Here is a 16,762-nt window from a genome sequence, read left to right as displayed (position 1 = left end):
GCGGGCGTCTATCATCGTCAGGTCAATAATGGGGTTGTCGTCAGGAGTCATGCACATCGATACATTGAAAAACCTAGCCATCGACGCGCTAGAAGAACTTAAAGCTCGTGATATTACGCAGTTGGACGTGTCGAAATTGACCGAGGTCACCGACCTCATGTTGATTGCCAGCGGTACGTCTACCCGTCATGTGGCAGCACTGGCGCAGAATCTCGTCGAGAAAGCCAAGGCGGCCGGTCTGCACCCACGCGGTGTCGAAGGCGGTGAGAACGCGGATTGGGTGTTGGTCGATCTGGGTGACATCGTCGTTCATATCATGCTCCCCGAAGCGCGTACATTGTACGATCTCGAGCGCCTGTGGGCCGATCTGCCCAACGATGCGGGTGCCATCGGTGATGCCCTGCGTCAAGCCGAAGAGCGAGCTTCCATGTCATGAAGGTTCGGCTGTTGGCGGTGGGAACCAGAATGCCCGGGTGGGTCGAAGAGGGCGTGGAAACCTACCGCAAGCGGCTGCCGCGTGATTTTGCCCTGGAAATCGAAGAAATTGCGCTGGGCCAGCGCGGCAAGAACGCCGATATCGCCAAAGCGCGGGCGCAAGAAGCTCAGCGAATCCGCGACAAGCTGCGTGGCGATGAAATCGTCGTGGCTCTGGAGGTAAAGGGCAAGCCCTGGACCACGGAGCAGCTTGCCCAGCAGGCCGATGCCTGGCGAATGTCTGGCCAGGATGTGGTGTTGCTGGTTGGCGGCCCTGATGGGCTGGAGCCTTCTCTCTCGGCCATGGCCGACAAGGCCTGGTCGCTGTCGCCATTGACCCTGCCGCATCCGTTGGTGCGGATCATGCTCGCCGAACAGCTCTATCGGGCATGGACCCTGCTGGTGGGGCACCCTTACCACCGCTAGACGTTATCTGTTATCGACCCCCGTGGCCGTTGCGTTCATCGTTTGATTGAGAGTTGTCTGTTGCCATGCCCAAGCGCCGTGACACGCTAAAGAACCCTGAGCAAGAGCTGCGTATCTTCCGTGTTCGGTCGCTGCTGGCAGTGTTCGTGGTCATTATCTTGACCGGTTTGCTGGTCGGGCGGCTGGGGTATCTGCAAATCGTTCAGCACGACCTCTACAGCACGCGCTCCGAGAAAAACCGCGTGCGGGTCGAGCCGCTGCCGCCCAATCGTGGGTTGATCTACGACCGTAACGGCGCCTTGCTGGCAGAAAATCGGCCGACCTACAACCTGACGCTGGTGCGTGAGCGTGTCGATAGCCTGGACGATACCCTGGCGCTGCTGGTGGAGCTTCTGGAGCTGCCGGAAGAAGAGATCGAGGCCTTCAACGCTCGTTCTCGCCAGCGCCAGCGGCCGTTTCAGCCGGCGCTACTGATGAGCGACCTGAGCGAAGAGCAGATTGCTCGCCTGGCCATCAATCGCCATCGTTTGCCCGGAGTCGAGGTAGAAGCGCAACTGCTGCGTTACTACCCGGATGCCGAAATGATGGCCCATGCGCTGGGCTATGTGGGGCGGATCAATGCCGAAGAGCTGCAGACGCTGGACACCGGCCGCTATGCGGGCACCCACTTTATCGGCAAGACGGGGGTGGAGCGTTTTTACGAGTCGGAATTGCACGGTCAGGCGGGCCTTCGCAAGGTAGAAACCAACGCCCGTGGCCGCGTGCTGCGCGAGCTTGGTCGCACTGACCCGGTGCCGGGGGCCAACCTCACCCTGACCCTGGATCGTTCTTTGCAGATGCTCGCTTACGAGCTGCTGGAAGGTCGCCGGGGCTCCATCGTGGCCATCGTGCCGCGTACCGGCGAGATTCTGGCCATGGTGTCGACGCCCGGCTTCGATAGTAACCAGTTCGTTACCGGGATCGACGTGGCTTCCTATCGTGCCCTGCAGGAAGACATCGACCTGCCGCTGTTTAACCGGGCCATTCGCGGCCACTACCCGCCGGGCTCCACCATCAAGCCGTTTCTGGCGCTGGCGGGGCTAGTGGAAGGGGTGATCACCCCGGACAGCACCATCAATGACCCGGGCTTCTATCAATTGCCCAATGATTCTCGCCGCTATCGTAACTGGCTGCGTTGGGGGCACGGGCGTGTCGATATGGAGCGCTCCATTGCCGTGTCGAACAACACTTATTATTACTCCTTGGCTCACGACCTCGGCATCGATCGGCTGCATGATCAGATGTCCAATTTTGGCTTTGGGCAACGGGTCGCTCACGATGTCCAGGGAGAAAGCGCTGGCCTGATGCCTTCGAGGGACTGGAAGCGCGCACGATTCAACCAGCCCTGGTACCCGGGGGAAACGCTCTCGGTCGGTATCGGTCAGGGATACTGGCAAATCACCCCGTTGCAGCTGGCCAGCGCTACGGCGGCCCTGGCCAACCGTGGCCACTGGGTCAAGCCGCGCCTGGCAATGCGTATCGGTGAAGACCCTGTTCCGGTTGAACTGCCGGACACGCTACCCGATATCGATCTGGCCAACGAGAACTGGTGGGATCGGGTGTTCAGCGGTATGGAGAAAGTGCTCACCGGCAGCGAAGGAACGGCAAGGCGTACCGGGGTAGGCTTGGAGTATCGTATGGGCGGCAAGTCCGGCACGGCTCAGGTGTTTTCGCTGGGTCAGGATCAGCGCTACAACGCCGAAGAGCTGGAAGAGCGGCTGCGTGACCACTCGCTGTTCATGGCCTTTGCCCCGCTGGAAGAGCCCGAAATTGCCGTGTCGGTGATCGTCGAGAACGCCGGGGGCGGCAGCACCCACGCCGCTCGCATGGCGCGCGCCATGACCGATGCCTGGCTACTGAAAGAAGCGGCCCCAGAGGCCGAGGAAGTCAAGGAAGTGCTGGAAGGCGATAACGGCCGCGTGGAGGGTAACTGATGATGCCGCTGCAACTGCTGTCGCGCTCCTGGCGTGGCTACCCGGTTCGCCCGCCCGATAGTGGCATTGCAAGGCGCAAGAGCATTTGGGAGCGTATCCATATCGACCCCTGGCTGCTTGGCCTGCTGCTGGCGCTGATGGCAGGTGGTCTGCTGGTGCTCTACAGCGCGTCTGGGCAGCGCATCGAGGTCGTGATTGCACAGGCCGTTCGTTTTGGCCTGGCGTTGGTGGGCATGTTCGTGCTGGCACAGTTTTCCCCCACCACGTTTTTGCGCTGGGCGCCGCTGGCCTATGGCGTAGGGCTTGCCATGCTGGTGGCCGTGGAGATTGCTGGCGATATCGGCATGGGGGCCAAGCGCTGGCTGGAAATACCCGGCGTGATTCGCTTTCAGCCTTCCGAAATGATGAAGCTGGCCGTGCCGTTGATGGTGGCGGCTTACCTCAACCGTTGTCAGCTTCCCCCGAGGCTGCGGGACATTGCCGTTTGTGGCTTGATCATTGGCGCTCCGGTGGTGTTGACAGCCATTCAGCCAGATCTAGGAACGGCACTCCTGATGGCCAGCGCGGCGCTGATCGTGGTGCTGCTGGCGGGGCTCTCCTGGCGCTTGATTAGCCTGGTAGTGGCCCTGGCGGCGGCTGGCCTGCCGCTACTGTGGATGAACATGCACAATTACCAGCGCCAGCGGGTGCTGACCTTTCTGGACCCGGAGAGCGATCCGCTCGGCTCCGGCTGGAACATCATCCAGTCCACCACCGCCATCGGCAGTGGTGGCCTGTGGGGCAAGGGCTGGCTGGAGGGCACCCAGTCGCAGCTCGAGTTCCTGCCCGAGCGCCATACCGATTTCATCATCGCGGTGCTGGGAGAGGAGTTTGGCCTGGTCGGGATGCTGCTATTGCTGTTGCTCTACGTGGCCATCGTCGGGCGAGGGCTGTGGCTGGCGGCGGCGTCCCAGGATACGTTCGGGCGTTTGGTGGCGGGCAGCATTATCCTGACGTTCTTTATCTACGTGTTTGTCAATGTCGGCATGGTCAGCGGTATTTTACCCGTGGTAGGGGTGCCGCTGCCGCTGGTGAGCTACGGCGGCACCTCCAGCGTGACCTTGCTGGCCGGGTTCGGTATTCTCATGTCGATACACGCCCATCGGCGGCTATTGCCGCGTTGAATGATCAAAGTGCAGTCGACGCTTTTTCACAGGAGTGGTAAGCAAATGAACAGGGCGCGAAGAAGAGCGGGCGGGTATTTACTGGCGGCGCTGATGGCATGTTCAGCCTCGGCCACCTGGGCGGCCGAGGAGGTCGATTTCGACCCCCGCGTCAACGAGCAGACGCGCCAACTGGTCAGTGAACTGGTGGAGCAGGGCGTTCCCGAGCAGTGGCTGACGCAAGCGCTGGAGCAGGCGACGTTTCGTCAGAACGTGCTGGACGCCATGGCGGGGGCGGCAGAACGGCGTCTGCGCTGGTTCGAATATCGCGATATTTTTCTGAACCAGCAGCGTATCGAAGAAGGTGCTGAGTTCATGCGCGAGCATGCCGAGACGCTGGCGCGTGCCGAAGAAGTCTTTGGTGTTGCTCCTGAGGTGATCACCGCCATCATCGGCGTGGAAACCTATTACGGGCGTCATAAAGGCACGCACAAGGTGCTCGATTCGCTGGCAACGCTGGCCTTTCATCACCCCCAGCGGGGGCGCTTCTTCCGTGGCGAGCTGGCCGCTTTCCTGGCCATTGCCTACGAGCAGGGTGTCGAGCCGGAAACGCTCTACGGCTCTTACGCCGGGGCCATGGGCTATCCGCAGTTCATTCCTACCAGTTACCAGGCCTACGCGGTCGATTTCGATGACGACGGCATTCGCGATTTGTGGAACAACCCGGTCGATGCCATCGGCAGCGTAGCCAACTACTTTGCCGAGCATGGCTGGCAGCGTGATGGCGCCATCTACCACGATGCCGACGGCCCACAGGAAGCCCCCGAAGGCATCGCCTTCAACCAGACCTCGCGCCCCACTTTGACCGCCGCCGACATGGTGGAGCAGGGCATCACTAGCGAGGCGCCGCTGGCCCCTGATGCCCCCGTGGTGCCGCTATTGCTGGATTTTTCTGAAGATGAGCAAGGCTACCGTCTAGGTGAATTCAACTTCTATGTGATTACTCGCTACAATCACAGCCACCTTTACGGCATGGCTGTGGCCGAATTGGCGGACGCGATCCAGCATCAGTTTGAGATTGAGCATGACTAACCTGTTGACCAATGTCCGTTATGTAAGCGGTTCTCTCGTGTTGGCGATGCTGGTGAGCGGCTGTGCCAGCCAAGCGCCGCTGCGTGATAGCGGCAGCGCCGCGCCGCAGCCCAGTGCCGCGCCGCAGCCCAGCGCTTCGCCCTTGGCCAGCGCCGCTCCCAGCGGCGAACGCTATGCCATGTCCGGCGATGCCTATCCAGTAGCACCGCCGGATGTCAGCCAGGTGCCCGATGCCGAGCCGCGCATCGAGGAGCCCTCACGTGCAGGCAATCGCTCCACCTACGAGGTGTGGGGCGAAACCTACCGTGTACTGCCGGACTCGCGGGGTTATGCTCGCCAGGGCACGGCCTCCTGGTACGGTGAAAAATTCCACGGCTACGCCACCTCCAACGGTGAGATCTACGACATGTACAAGATGACGGCGGCGCATCGCTCGCTGCCGTTGCCGACCTTTGCCCGTGTCACCAGCCTGGCCAATGGCCGTTCGGTGATCGTACGCGTCAATGACCGTGGCCCTTTTCACAGTGATCGCGAAATCGATCTTTCCTATGCCGCAGCGGCTCGACTAGGCATTCTGGACGATGGCACGGGGCCTGTTCGCGTCGAAGCCATCGATCCGGCGCAATGGCTGGCCGAGCGTGGTCGAGGCGGGGAGGCGGCCCGCTCGACGGCGGCGAGCTCACCTGCACCCGCCTCGTCTGCGCCGAGTGTGGTGAGTGCTCCCGCTGCGCCTTCGTCTTCTGCTTCGCCGGTATCCAGTCAGCCGAGCGGTGACGGCATCTTCCTGCAAATTGCCGCGTTAGGTACGGCAGAGGGTGCCCAGCAGTTGCAGCAACGCCTTTCTGGGGAGTTATCGCATGGTGTACATGTGAAGAGCGAGGCTGAAGTGCATCGGGTTCAGGTGGGCCCAGTGACTCCTGCCCAGGAAAACCAGGCGCGGGAAGATCTGCGCCGTGCGGGCTTTCCTCAAGTGTTTATAGTGCGATAATGCGTGCCAATTTAGTCATCCAGCAGCGCCACCGTGCTGCCATTCAATGTAAGTGAGACGTGTGTGATGAGTGTATTGATTTCGATTCGCCGGACCGCCAAGCTGTGCCTGTTTGCCGCGATGACCGTGGTGGCAATACCTGCCACGGCTCAGGTGATTCCCCAGCCGCAACCCCAGACCATCATTCCAGCGCCTCCACAGCTGGCGGCCAGCTCGTGGATTTTGATGGATGCCAATAGCGGCCGTATTCTCGCGGAGCATAATTCCGATGTCCGCCTACCACCGGCGAGCTTGACCAAGCTGATGACCGCCTATCTGGTCGAGCGTGAGCTGGACCGAGGCACCATCAACCTGACCGATATGGTCAATATCAGCGAGAACGCTTGGCGCACCGGTGGCTCCAAGATGTTCATCGAGGTGGGCGACCGCGTCTCGGTGGATGACCTGCTACACGGTATCATCATCGTGTCCGGCAATGATGCCAGTGTGGCCATGGCCGAGCATCTGGCCGGGGGGGAAGCGCCCTTTGCCGACCTGATGAACCAGCATGCCACGCGGCTGGGCATGCACAATACCAATTTCCAGAACGCCACAGGGCTGCCGGGTGACCAGCACTACTCCACGGCGCGGGACATGGCCATTCTGTCCCAGTACATCATCAACGACTACCCTGACCACTACGCTATCTACTCACAGCGTAACTTCTCCTTTGGCGGCATCGATCAGCCCAATCGTAACCGCTTGCTGTGGCGCGATCCTTCAGTGGATGGCCTGAAAACCGGCTGGACTACCGAAGCGGGTTACGGCCTGGTATCGTCTGCGCTGCGTGATGATATGCGTCTGATCTCCGTGGTCATGGGCACCAGCTCCGAAGAAGCTCGCGCCCAGGAAACCCAGAAGCTGCTCAGCTACGGCTTCCGCTTCTATGAAACCATGAAGCTCTATGAGCGCGGTGCCGTATTGGCCACGCCGCGGGTGTGGGGTGGTGACACCAATGAGCTACGCGTGGGTGTCGATGGTGAAGTCTTCATGACGCTACCGCGCAACCGCAACGAAGAGCTGCGCGCGCGTCTAAATCTGGATAGCGACCTGAGTGCGCCCGTCGCCGTTGGCGACGAAGTCGGTACTCTGGAAGTCTACCTGGGTGACGAAATGGTCGGCGAGCGCCAGTTGGTGGCGCTGGAAAACGTGGAAGAGGGTGGCCTGTTCAAGCGCTTCTTCGATCAGGTGCAGCGCTTCTTCAGCAATCTGATCGGCAACTTCAGAAGCTGACGAGCCTTGAGCACGCGGGGCAGGCCAACATGGCCTGCCTGTGGTGTTTTAGCCTCCCTGTCACAATCAGAAGCTCTGGCGTCATCGTCAGGGTTTCATTCGTTTTAGCATTCGTCATAGATAGGCAACTCATGAAAAAAGATACCAAATCTCCGCTGCGTGACCTGCGCCAGCCCGCCACGGTCAGTGAGCCGCCCAAGGTCACTTTTCCCTGCGACTACTCGCTCAAGGTGGTAGGCGATGCGGCGGATGATTTTCCCGCTTGGGTATGCCAGGTCATCGTCAAGCACGCGCCAGATTTCGACGAAACCACCCTGCAGGTGGTGGATAGTCGCAATGGCCGCTTCCAATCGGTACGGGTGACCATCGTGGCTACCGGTGAACAACAGCTGTCCAGCTTGTTCGATGAGCTGAAAGCCACGGGCCGCGTGCACATGGTGGTGTGACATGAGCCCCGCACCCATCGAGCTGCACCGCCTGGGGCGCCGGCCCTACCAGCCTGTCTGGGAAGCCATGCGTGAGCTCACCGACTGCCGTGACGAGCATACGCCCGACCAGTTCTGGCTGGTCGAGCACGACCCGGTCTTCACCCAAGGGCAGGCGGGCAAACCCGAACATTTGCTGATGCCGGGCGATATCCCAGTGGTCAATACCGACCGTGGCGGTCAGGTGACCTACCACGGGCCTGGGCAAGTGGTGCTTTACCCGTTGCTGGACGTGCGGCGTGGCAGGATCGGTGTGCGTGAGCTGGTCAGCGCCCTGGAAAATGCGGTGATCGACGTGCTGGCCCGCCTTGGTGTCGATGCCTGGGCCAAGCCGGATGCCCCCGGCGTGTATACCCGCACGGTGATGGGGGAGGCCAAGATTGCATCGCTGGGGCTGCGCATTCGTCGAGGGGCCAGCTACCACGGCGTTGCATTGAACGTCGACGGCGACCTGTCGCCGTTTGGGCGCATCAACCCCTGTGGCTACGCAGGCATGCAGGTAACGCGCTTGGGCGATCTGGTGACGCTAGATGATGGCGCAGATATCGGGGGCGCACTGGCCCTGGCGCTGGCGGAGCAGCTAGGCCGATCGCTGGTGGATTCGGCGTCGTGATCGAGTAAGTGCTGCAAAAGACGGGCTCACCGGCATGCTGAAAGGGCATGCCGGTGACAGTCGTGCGGGGTATCAGCCGACGTTGAAGGCCGGAATACGGTTGCTGTCGGTTTCCTGGCCAGGCACTGCGGCAGGGGCGGCCAGGCCCAGGTTGTTCTTTTCGAACACGCGGTCGGCGCGGTAGCTCGAACGCACCAGCGGGCCGGAGGGAACCTCCATGAAGCCCTTTTCGAGGCCCAGCACGCGATAGCGCTCGAACTCTTCTGGCGTGACATAGCGCTCTACTGCCAGATGGTTCTTGGTGGGGCGCAGGTACTGCCCCAGCGTGACGATATCCACACCGATGGCGCGCAGGTCGTCGAACGTCTGCAGAATCTCTTTTTCCGTTTCGCCCAGCCCCAGCATCAGGCTGGTCTTGGTGATCACGTCCGGGCGGTGGCGCTTGGCGTGGGCCAGTACATCCAGCGTCTTGCGGTAACCGGCACGCGGGTCGCGTACCTTGGAGGTCAGCCGCTCCACGGTTTCCACGTTCTGGGCAAACACTTCCAGGCCGGAGTCGACCACGCGCTCGATGGCGGCCTGATCACCGTCGAAATCCGGCGTCAAAGCCTCCACCACGACCTCGGGGGTGCGTGCCTTGATGGCGCGAATGCACGAGGCGTAGTGCGTGGCACCGCCATCTTCCAGGTCATCCCGGTCGACCGAGGTCAGCACGATATAGCGCAGGCCCATCAGCTCGACGGACTTGGCGGTATTCTCGGGCTCTTCCTTGTCCAGCCATCCCTTGGGATTGCCGGTGTCCACCGCGCAGAAGCGGCAGGCGCGGGTACAGACGGAGCCCATCAGCATGATGGTCGCGGTGCCGTTGCTCCAGCACTCGCCCATGTTGGGGCAGTGGGATTCGGCGCACACCGTGCTCAGCCGGTGAGTCGATACGTTTTTCTTGACGGCTTCGAAACGCTCGCCGCCTGGAATCTGGGCGCGCAGCCATTTGGGCTTGCGTTCAAGGGCGGGCGCATCGGCCTGTGCCTTGCGCTGCTTCATGCCGTCCTTGATCACCGTCATGCCGTGTTCGTTGCGGAATTTTTCGCCGCTGGGCACGCGCTGGGAAGGGGTGTTGCTCATAGGAGAGAGCCTCGAGTCACGCTAACTGATACGTAGGTAGTAGATAATGTAACATACCTGGCAATCAACAAGACACCGTCGCGCATCACGGGGTCTGTTCGACGCTCAGGCCTGGCAAGCAGGAAACGCCGTGGCTGGGGAGGGGGCTGGGGGGCGCCTGGAAATGCGCACGCAGCTCGCTGAGGTGTTCGCGGGTGAAACGCAAGAACAGCTCCGCCACCGGCGTGGGGAAGTGGTCGCGGCGATAGACGGTGCACCAGGCGCGGCGGATCGGAAAGTGGGGCAGCGCCAGCGTGGCCAGCAGCCCCTGTTCCAGCTCCAGCTGAATGGCCATGCGCGGCAGTACCGCCACGCCCAGATGCGCCATCACGCCTTGTTTGATCGCTTCGTTGGTACCCAGCTCGATACGGTGGGGCAGCCCGACTTCCTGATCGACCGCCAGCTGCTCGAAGGCGCTGCGCACGCCTGACCCCGGCTCACGCATCAATACATAGTGGCGGGCAAAGTCCGAGAGGGTAGGGTTGGCCAGTTGGAGCAGCGGATGCTCCGGCCATACCACGGCCACCAGCTCATTTTCCAATACCGGCATGACCACCAGCCCATCGTCCTCCGGCACCATGGCCATGATGACCACGTCATCCTGCTGGTCGGCGAGGCGCTCCAGTGCCTGGCTGCGGTTGCATACTTTCAGGCGTAGCTGCACATCGGGGTAGCGGGCGCGAAAGCGTGACAGCAGATAGGGCACCACGTATTGGGCAGAAGAAACCGCTGCAATGCTCAACTTGCCGCTGATCTTGCCGTTAATATCTGAAAGGTGCATCTGCAGGCGCGAGAGCTGTCCGAAGATTTCCCGAGTGGAGAGCGCCAGCGTATCCGCCGCAGGCAGTACATGCAGGGTTTTACCGGCATAGCGAAACAGCGGCTGCCCCAGCGCCTGTTCCAGCTGGCGAATCTGGGCGCTCACGGCGGGTTGAGTCAGGCCTAGCTGTTCGGCGGCACGCGAATACGAGCGCTGGCGATGTACGGCCTGAAACACCTGCAGTTGGCGAAACGTCAAGCGGTTGAGCAGCGACGGGGATGACATAACCACCTCGAGGTAAACGTGCTCGGTCAGCGTCAGCGACTCCCAAGCGCGTGGGTCCATGTCGAAATGCTACCACCCTTTGCCCGCTAACGCCTTGAATCGCTGTCGCTCGATGGTTCATACATAGGTTGTTACACAGGTTCATGTATGGGTAATGATCGACGTCTGGCAAGGAGTGGCCTAAACTATATTGCATTGCAGCATCAGGCTTCGGGCTTGGTGCCCCGCATCAACCCCACGGGAGACTCTATGAACTTTCTCGCTAATCCCCTGCTTTCCCCCACTCTGGGCAACAGCGCGCTGACGAGCATGATGGACCCGTTCGGGTTTGGGCGTGCTGCCTTGAGCTACTGGCGCGACAGCGTCGAGCGCAACGTGCTGTACTGGGATGTGATGCGCGAACGGGGCAACCAGTATCTGGCCCACATGGAGCAGACCAAGCCCAACGTGCTGGGGTTCGATACCGAAGGGCTGATGGACGGACGGACGCTGCCCAACCCGACCAATTACGAACTGCTGCGTGTATTGCCCAAGGGCGATACGGTCACCGACCCCAGCAAGCGCCCGTTCGTGGTGGTCGACCCTCGGGCCGGGCATGGCCCAGGCATCGGCGGCTTCAAGCCCGACAGCGAACTGGGCGTGGCGCTCAAGGCAGGCCATCCCTGCTACTTCATTGGCTTTCTGCCCTTTCCCGAGCCCGGCCAAACGGTCGAGGATGTGGTCGAAGCCGAAATCGCTTTCCTGCGTCATGTCATCGAGCTGCATCCAGAAACCACTGAAAAGCCGATGGTGGTAGGCAACTGTCAGGCGGGCTGGCAGATCATGATGGCGGCGGCACTGGAGCCCGACGTGTTCGGACCCATCCTGATTGCCGGTGCGCCGCTCTCTTACTGGGCGGGCGAGCACGGCAAGGCGCCGATGCGCTATACCGGCGGCATGGTGGGCGGTAGCTGGATCACGGCGCTGACCAGTGACATGGGCAATGGCCTGTTCGATGGCGCCTGGCTGGTGCAGAACTTCGAGCGCCTGAATCCGGCCAACACCTACTGGAAAAAGCAGTACCACCTGTATGCCAATATCGACACCGAAACCTCGCGTTATCTTGAGTTCGAACGCTGGTGGGGGGGGCACGTGGTGCTGGGTGGAGAAGAAATCCAGTACATCGTCGATAATCTGTTCGTGGGCAACCGGCTCTCCACGGCCCAGCTGGTGACCCGCGACGGACGACGCATCGATCTGCGCAACGTGCGCTCGCCGGTGGTGGTGTTCTGCTCCCGTGGCGACGACATCACGCCGCCGCCGCAGGCGCTGGGATGGATTCGTGACCTGTACGAAGGCGAAGAGGACATCATCGCCAACGACCAGACCATCATCTACTGCCTGCATGACACCACGGGCCATCTGGGGATCTTCGTTTCCGGCAGCGTTTCCCGCAAGGAACACTCCGAATTCACGGCCAATATGGATTACATCGACGTGATGCCGCCAGGGCTTTACGAAACGACGATTTCTCATGCCAGTGAACGAGCCGATGCCGAGCTGATCGAGCGTGACTACCTGCTCGAATTCAATCAGCGCAACTTCGAGGAGTTGGATCGGGAAGTCATGCACAAGCCCGAAGATGACCGCCGTTTCGCCACCGTTGCACGCATCTCGGAGATCAATCTGGGGCTGTATCGGATTTATATGCAGCCCTGGTTGCAGGCGGTGATGACGCCAGAAGCCGCGCGCTGGATCCGGCGCATGCACCCCATTCGGCTGGGCTACAAGCTGCTGTCGGACCGCAACCCGCTGAGCGTGCCGTTGCCGGTGATGGCTGATTACGTGCGCAAGCACCGTGAGCCGGTAGGGCAGGACAACGTGTTCAAGGCCTTCGAAACCATGGCCTCGGACCAGATCGTCGCCAGCCTCAATGCCTGGCGCGATTTCAGGGACAGCAGCACCGAGCGGCTGTTCATGGATATCTATGGCCAGCCACTGCTGCAGGCGGCCGTTGGTTTGTATGGCGATGCCCATGTGCATCGCCGCCGTCCGGGTGCCGAGCCGGAGCATCGTCGCTTCATCCAGCATCAGCAGGACAAACTGCGCAAGAAAATCGCCCAGGGAGGCCCGCACGAAGCCGTTATGCGGGCAGTCATATACGTACTGGGCGGTGCACCTGCCACCGACGAGCGGAACTTCAAGCGTCTGCGGGCCTCCCGCGCGGAGCTCAAGCCCAGCAGCTCGCTGAGCGAGTTCAAGCGTATGGTGCGCGAGCAGTTTTTCATTCTCAAGCTGGATCGTGAACAGGCCCTGAGCACGCTGCCCGTGCTGCTGGAAGGTGAGGACAATGTGGCCATCGATGGGCATATCAAGCATCTGGAGCATGTGTTCTCGGCCAGCGGTGAGCTGACCGAGCACGCCGCCGAGCGTTTCGAGCAGGTCAAGGCGCTGTTTGGCCAAGCGCGCCCTGCGCTGCCTGCGACTGCCGCCAGCGCTGAGCCCGAATCTGAGGCCGGGCCTGAGACCAAGGCCAAGGCCAAGGCCGCCACTGGCACCGAGGTTGCAACCACCACGGATGCCGAGCCCACGGCGGCATCACCCGCTTCTGCAGCGGCGGCTAAAAAGCCAGCGGCCAGGCCAGCCAATGGGCGGCGCGGAACGTCTCGCAAGCGCTAGCCGCCTCGCGCTACCGTCGATCACGCCCCCGCTTTTTAGCGGGGGCGATTGGTTAGTGGGTGTGGCTTTGGGTTGCCGAGTGTCAAGCGGCAGTCTAGTGTCTAGCTACTCGATATAAAAAAACGCTAGGCGTCATACCGACACCTTCCCGAGCGGGATGTGCCTCGCCATGGGGTGCAGCCTGATGCAGGTTGCTACTAGCGCTTGGGCAAGGGCTGGGGTAGGGTAGGCGCATTTTTCTCATGGTCGCCAAGGCATAATGTGGGGCGACAACGTACTTAGCGCCGTGGCGATCACGCCTCGGCATCAGGAAAGTGGAGCACTATGGGCAAGTCACTGGTCATCGTCGAATCGCCTGCGAAAGCGAAGACGATTAATAAGTATCTCGGCAACGATTTCATCGTGAAGTCGAGCGTGGGTCACATCCGTGACCTGCCGACCAGCGGCTCGGGCAAGGTGGCCTCCGACCCAAAGGAGCGCGCTCGCCAGGCCGCGGCTACGCGCAAGATGTCAGCGGAAGAGAAAGCCGAGTACAAGCAGCGCAAGGCCCACACCCAGCTGATTCGCCGTATGGGCATCGACCCGGACAATGGCTGGGCAGCCAACTATGACATTTTGCCCGGCAAGGAGAAGGTCGTTGCCGAGCTGAAGAAGCTGGCCGAAAAAGCCGATGCCGTCTACCTCGCCACGGATTTGGACCGCGAGGGGGAGGCCATTGCCTGGCACCTGCGGGAAACCATTGGTGGTGACGACAGCCGCTATAAACGCGTGGTGTTCAACGAAATCACCAAGAATGCCATTCAGGATGCCTTCAAGACCCCCGGCGTACTGAACATTCCTCGCGTGGAAGCCCAGCAGGCGCGCCGTTTCCTCGACCGGGTCGTGGGCTTCATGCTCTCGCCGCTGCTGTGGGCCAAGATTGCCCGTGGCCTGTCTGCCGGCCGTGTACAGTCGGTGGCCGTGCGTTTGATCGTCGAACGTGAGCGGGAAATTCGCGCCTTCATTCCCGAAGAGTTCTGGGACGTGCATGCGGATCTGGTCTCGCCGGAGGGCGAGCTGGTGCGTTTTGCTTTGGCGCGGCAGGATGGTCAGGCCTTCCGCCCCACCTCGGAAAAAGAGACCCTGGAGCGAATTGCCAAGCTGCGCAAAGCCAAACTGTCGATCACGTCTCGCGAAGACAAACCGACACGCTCCAAGCCTACCGCTCCCTTCATTACCTCGACGCTGCAGCAGGCTGCCAGCGGGCGGCTAGGGTTCTCGGTCAAGAAGACCATGACCATGGCCCAGCGGCTCTACGAAGCTGGCTACATCACTTATATGCGTACCGACTCGACCAATTTGTCCAAGGATGCGGTCGAGAGCGTGCGTTCGTTTATTGGTGATGAGTATGGGGAGCGCTACCTGCCCGAAGCGCCCAACCGCTACAGCAGCAAAGAGAGCGCACAGGAAGCCCACGAGGCGATTCGCCCCTCCAGCGTGGAGCGCAAGTCCACGGATCTGGTGGGCATGGAGCGTGACGCCGAGCGCCTGTATGAGCTGATCTGGCGGCAGTTCGTGGCGTGCCAGATGACCCCGGCGGAATATCTTTCCAGCACCCTCAATGTCGAAGTCGATGGCTACGAACTGCGTGCCAAAGGGCGCGTGCTCAAGTTCGATGGTTACACCCGGGTGATGAAGCCGACCGGCAAGAACGAGGATCAGATCCTCCCCGACCTGCCCACCGGCACGCCCATGAGACTTGAAGTGCTCGACCCTCAGCAGCACTTCACCAAGCCGCCTGCGCGTTACACCGAAGCCAGCCTGGTCAAGGAGCTGGAGAAGCAGGGCATCGGGCGACCTTCTACCTATGCCTCGATCATCTCCACGATTCAGGATCGGGGTTATGTGAAGCTGGAAAACCGCCGCTTCTATGCCGAAAAGCTGGGCGATATCGTCACCGAGCGCCTCAAGGAGTCGTTCCCGGACCTGATGGATTACTCCTTCACGGCGCGGATGGAAGACAGCCTGGACGAAGTCGCCGAGGGTGAGCGCAACTGGCGGGCGCTGCTGGATGCCTTCTACGAAGAGTTTCGTCATGAGCTGGCCAAGGCCGAGAGCGACGAGGGAATGCGCCCCAACCAGCCGGTACCGACCAACATCGACTGCCCCAGCTGTGGCCGTCAGATGCAGATTCGAACCGCTTCCACTGGTGTGTTCCTGGGGTGCAGTGGCTACAACCTGCCGCCCAAGGAGCGTTGCAAGACCACCATCGATCTCATTCCCGGTGAAGAAGCCGTGGCTGAAGATGCCGGTGAAGAGGCAGAAACCGATGCGCTACGCGCCAAGCGCCGCTGCCCGAAGTGTGGCACGGCCATGGACAACTACCTGATCGACGAAACCCGCAAGCTGCATATCTGCGGCAACAGCCCGGATTGCGATGGCTACGAAGTCGAGAGCGGTAAATTCAAGATCAAGGGCTATGACGGCCCATTGATCGAATGCGACAAGTGTGGTTCGGACATGCAGCTCAAGTCCGGGCGCTTCGGCAAGTATTTCGGATGTACCAACAGCGAGTGCAAGAACACCCGCAAGCTGCTGCGCAGTGGCGAAGTGGCACCGCCCAAGATGGACCCGATTCCCATGCCGGAGCTGGCCTGTCAGAAGGTGGAAGACCATTACGTACTGCGTGATGGCGCTAGTGGCCTGTTCCTGGCGGCCAGCAAGTTCCCCAAGAACCGTGAAACTCGCCCGCCGCTGGTGCAAGAGCTGAAGGCCCATGCCGATGAGCTGCCCGAGAAGTACCACTTCCTGCTCAAGGCGCCCAGCGAAGACCCGGATGGCCGTCCGGCGCAGATTCGCTATTCGCGCAAGAATAAAGAGCAGTACGTGATGACCGACGAAGAGGGCAAGGCCACGGGCTGGAAAGCCACCTACGAAGGCGGTAAATGGCACGTGGAGGACAAGCGCAAGTGAGTGCCCGTTCGCGTACTAACCAGCTCCTTTATCAAGCCGAGCTGATGGTTGGGCTTCCGGTGGGCGACGATGAGCATGCCCCCGCCCGTCAGGGGGCGCTGGAGGAGGGCGCGCTGGCGCTGTTCGAGCTGGCGCTGGCGTCGCTGCTGAAAGAGGTTACCGAGCACGCTCGTCTGCCAAGCCATGACTGGCAGCGCCTGCTGGCCAGCGACGGCCCTGCGCTGGCCGAGCTGCAGCGCTTGCGCGACGAGCTGCAACGCTCGGATAGCTGGCTGGCATGGCTGGTTGGTCAGCTCGAAAAACTGCATGGCGACGAGGGCGCAGCCCGTCGTCAGGTGCATAACCCGGCCATGATTGCGGTAGGTGCCCAGGCGTCGCTGGGTGAGCAGTTGCTAGAGCATTTGCAAGCGGCGAAGCGTGAAATCGCCATGCTCAGGGAGACCAGCGTCGAGTGGTAGGCTTGAAAAATGGCCGATCA

Annotated in this window: 14 protein-coding genes; 12 read left to right on the top strand and 2 right to left on the bottom strand. The window is 61.3% G+C overall.

What is annotated here, in order from left to right:
• Positions 1-49: 49 nt before the first annotated feature.
• The 9 genes from rsfS to lipB all read left to right on the top strand — a co-directional run bounded on the left by rsfS (position 50) and on the right by lipB (position 8,465).
• Positions 50-436 carry a ribosome silencing factor gene (rsfS, locus tag KVY02_RS09945; protein ID WP_081192905.1) on the top strand — a complete coding sequence of 129 codons (387 nt, stop codon included), beginning with the start codon at positions 50-52 and terminating at the stop codon, positions 434-436.
• Positions 433-900: a 23S rRNA (pseudouridine(1915)-N(3))-methyltransferase RlmH gene (rlmH, locus tag KVY02_RS09940; protein ID WP_081138924.1), complete on the top strand. Its 468-nt coding sequence runs from the start codon at positions 433-435 to the stop codon at positions 898-900. The genes rsfS and rlmH overlap by 4 nt, the downstream gene beginning before the upstream one ends.
• Before the next feature lie 65 nt (positions 901-965).
• Positions 966-2,873, top strand: a complete 1,908-nt coding sequence (gene mrdA, locus KVY02_RS09935) for a penicillin-binding protein 2 (protein WP_218313454.1) — start codon at positions 966-968, stop codon at positions 2,871-2,873.
• Positions 2,873-4,036: a rod shape-determining protein RodA gene (gene rodA, locus KVY02_RS09930; protein WP_016914100.1), complete on the top strand. Its 1,164-nt coding sequence runs from the start codon at positions 2,873-2,875 to the stop codon at positions 4,034-4,036. Before mrdA ends, rodA begins: the two co-directional genes overlap by 1 nt.
• A gap of 93 nt (positions 4,037-4,129) precedes the next feature.
• The gene (gene mltB, locus KVY02_RS09925; protein ID WP_081192909.1) at positions 4,130-5,107 is read left to right on the top strand and encodes a lytic murein transglycosylase B; all 978 of its coding nucleotides are present in this window, start codon (positions 4,130-4,132) and stop codon (positions 5,105-5,107) included.
• The gene (locus KVY02_RS09920; protein ID WP_016914098.1) at positions 5,100-6,095 is read left to right on the top strand and encodes a septal ring lytic transglycosylase RlpA family protein; all 996 of its coding nucleotides are present in this window, start codon (positions 5,100-5,102) and stop codon (positions 6,093-6,095) included. Before mltB ends, KVY02_RS09920 begins: the two co-directional genes overlap by 8 nt.
• Before the next feature lie 66 nt (positions 6,096-6,161).
• Complete coding sequence (locus KVY02_RS09915) at positions 6,162-7,367, top strand: D-alanyl-D-alanine carboxypeptidase family protein (RefSeq protein ID WP_100731364.1); 1,206 nt, start codon at positions 6,162-6,164, stop codon at positions 7,365-7,367.
• 131 nt (positions 7,368-7,498) lie between these two features.
• The gene (locus KVY02_RS09910; RefSeq protein ID WP_218313453.1) at positions 7,499-7,813 is read left to right on the top strand and encodes an HP0495 family protein; all 315 of its coding nucleotides are present in this window, start codon (positions 7,499-7,501) and stop codon (positions 7,811-7,813) included.
• Position 7,814: 1 nt separating this feature from the next.
• Positions 7,815-8,465, top strand: a complete 651-nt coding sequence (lipB, locus tag KVY02_RS09905; protein ID WP_081192915.1) for a lipoyl(octanoyl) transferase LipB — start codon at positions 7,815-7,817, stop codon at positions 8,463-8,465.
• Between the two features lie 72 nt (positions 8,466-8,537).
• On the opposite strand, the gene lipA is transcribed toward lipB, so the two are convergent.
• Together lipA and KVY02_RS09895 are read right to left on the bottom strand one after the other, a co-directional pair.
• Positions 8,538-9,590, bottom strand: coding sequence for a lipoyl synthase (lipA, locus tag KVY02_RS09900; RefSeq protein ID WP_081138933.1), 1,053 nt, complete (start codon positions 9,588-9,590; stop codon positions 8,538-8,540).
• Positions 9,591-9,675: 85 nt separating this feature from the next.
• On the bottom strand, positions 9,676-10,674 hold the full coding sequence (locus KVY02_RS09895) for a LysR family transcriptional regulator (protein ID WP_039179984.1): 999 nt from the start codon (positions 10,672-10,674) through the stop codon (positions 9,676-9,678).
• 249 nt (positions 10,675-10,923) lie between these two features.
• Here KVY02_RS09895 and KVY02_RS09890 point away from each other — a divergent pair, with 249 nt between their 5' ends.
• The 3 genes from KVY02_RS09890 to KVY02_RS09880 all read left to right on the top strand — a co-directional run bounded on the left by KVY02_RS09890 (position 10,924) and on the right by KVY02_RS09880 (position 16,742).
• Positions 10,924-13,332 carry a DUF3141 domain-containing protein gene (locus KVY02_RS09890; protein WP_081139025.1) on the top strand — a complete coding sequence of 803 codons (2,409 nt, stop codon included), beginning with the start codon at positions 10,924-10,926 and terminating at the stop codon, positions 13,330-13,332.
• Between the two features lie 324 nt (positions 13,333-13,656).
• A complete protein-coding gene (topA, locus tag KVY02_RS09885) occupies positions 13,657-16,284 on the top strand; it encodes a type I DNA topoisomerase (RefSeq protein WP_218313452.1) in 2,628 nt (875 codons plus the stop codon).
• Complete coding sequence (locus KVY02_RS09880) at positions 16,281-16,742, top strand: DUF6586 family protein (protein ID WP_100731362.1); 462 nt, start codon at positions 16,281-16,283, stop codon at positions 16,740-16,742. Before topA ends, KVY02_RS09880 begins: the two co-directional genes overlap by 4 nt.
• The last annotated feature ends 20 nt before the right edge of the window (positions 16,743-16,762 follow it).

It is taken from the genome of Halomonas sp. 18071143, from assembly GCF_019211725.1.
Taxonomy (GTDB): domain Bacteria; phylum Pseudomonadota; class Gammaproteobacteria; order Pseudomonadales; family Halomonadaceae; genus Vreelandella; species Vreelandella stevensii.
The sequence above is the reverse complement of the archived record's forward strand: the minus strand, read 5'-3'. Positions and strand labels throughout refer to the sequence as shown.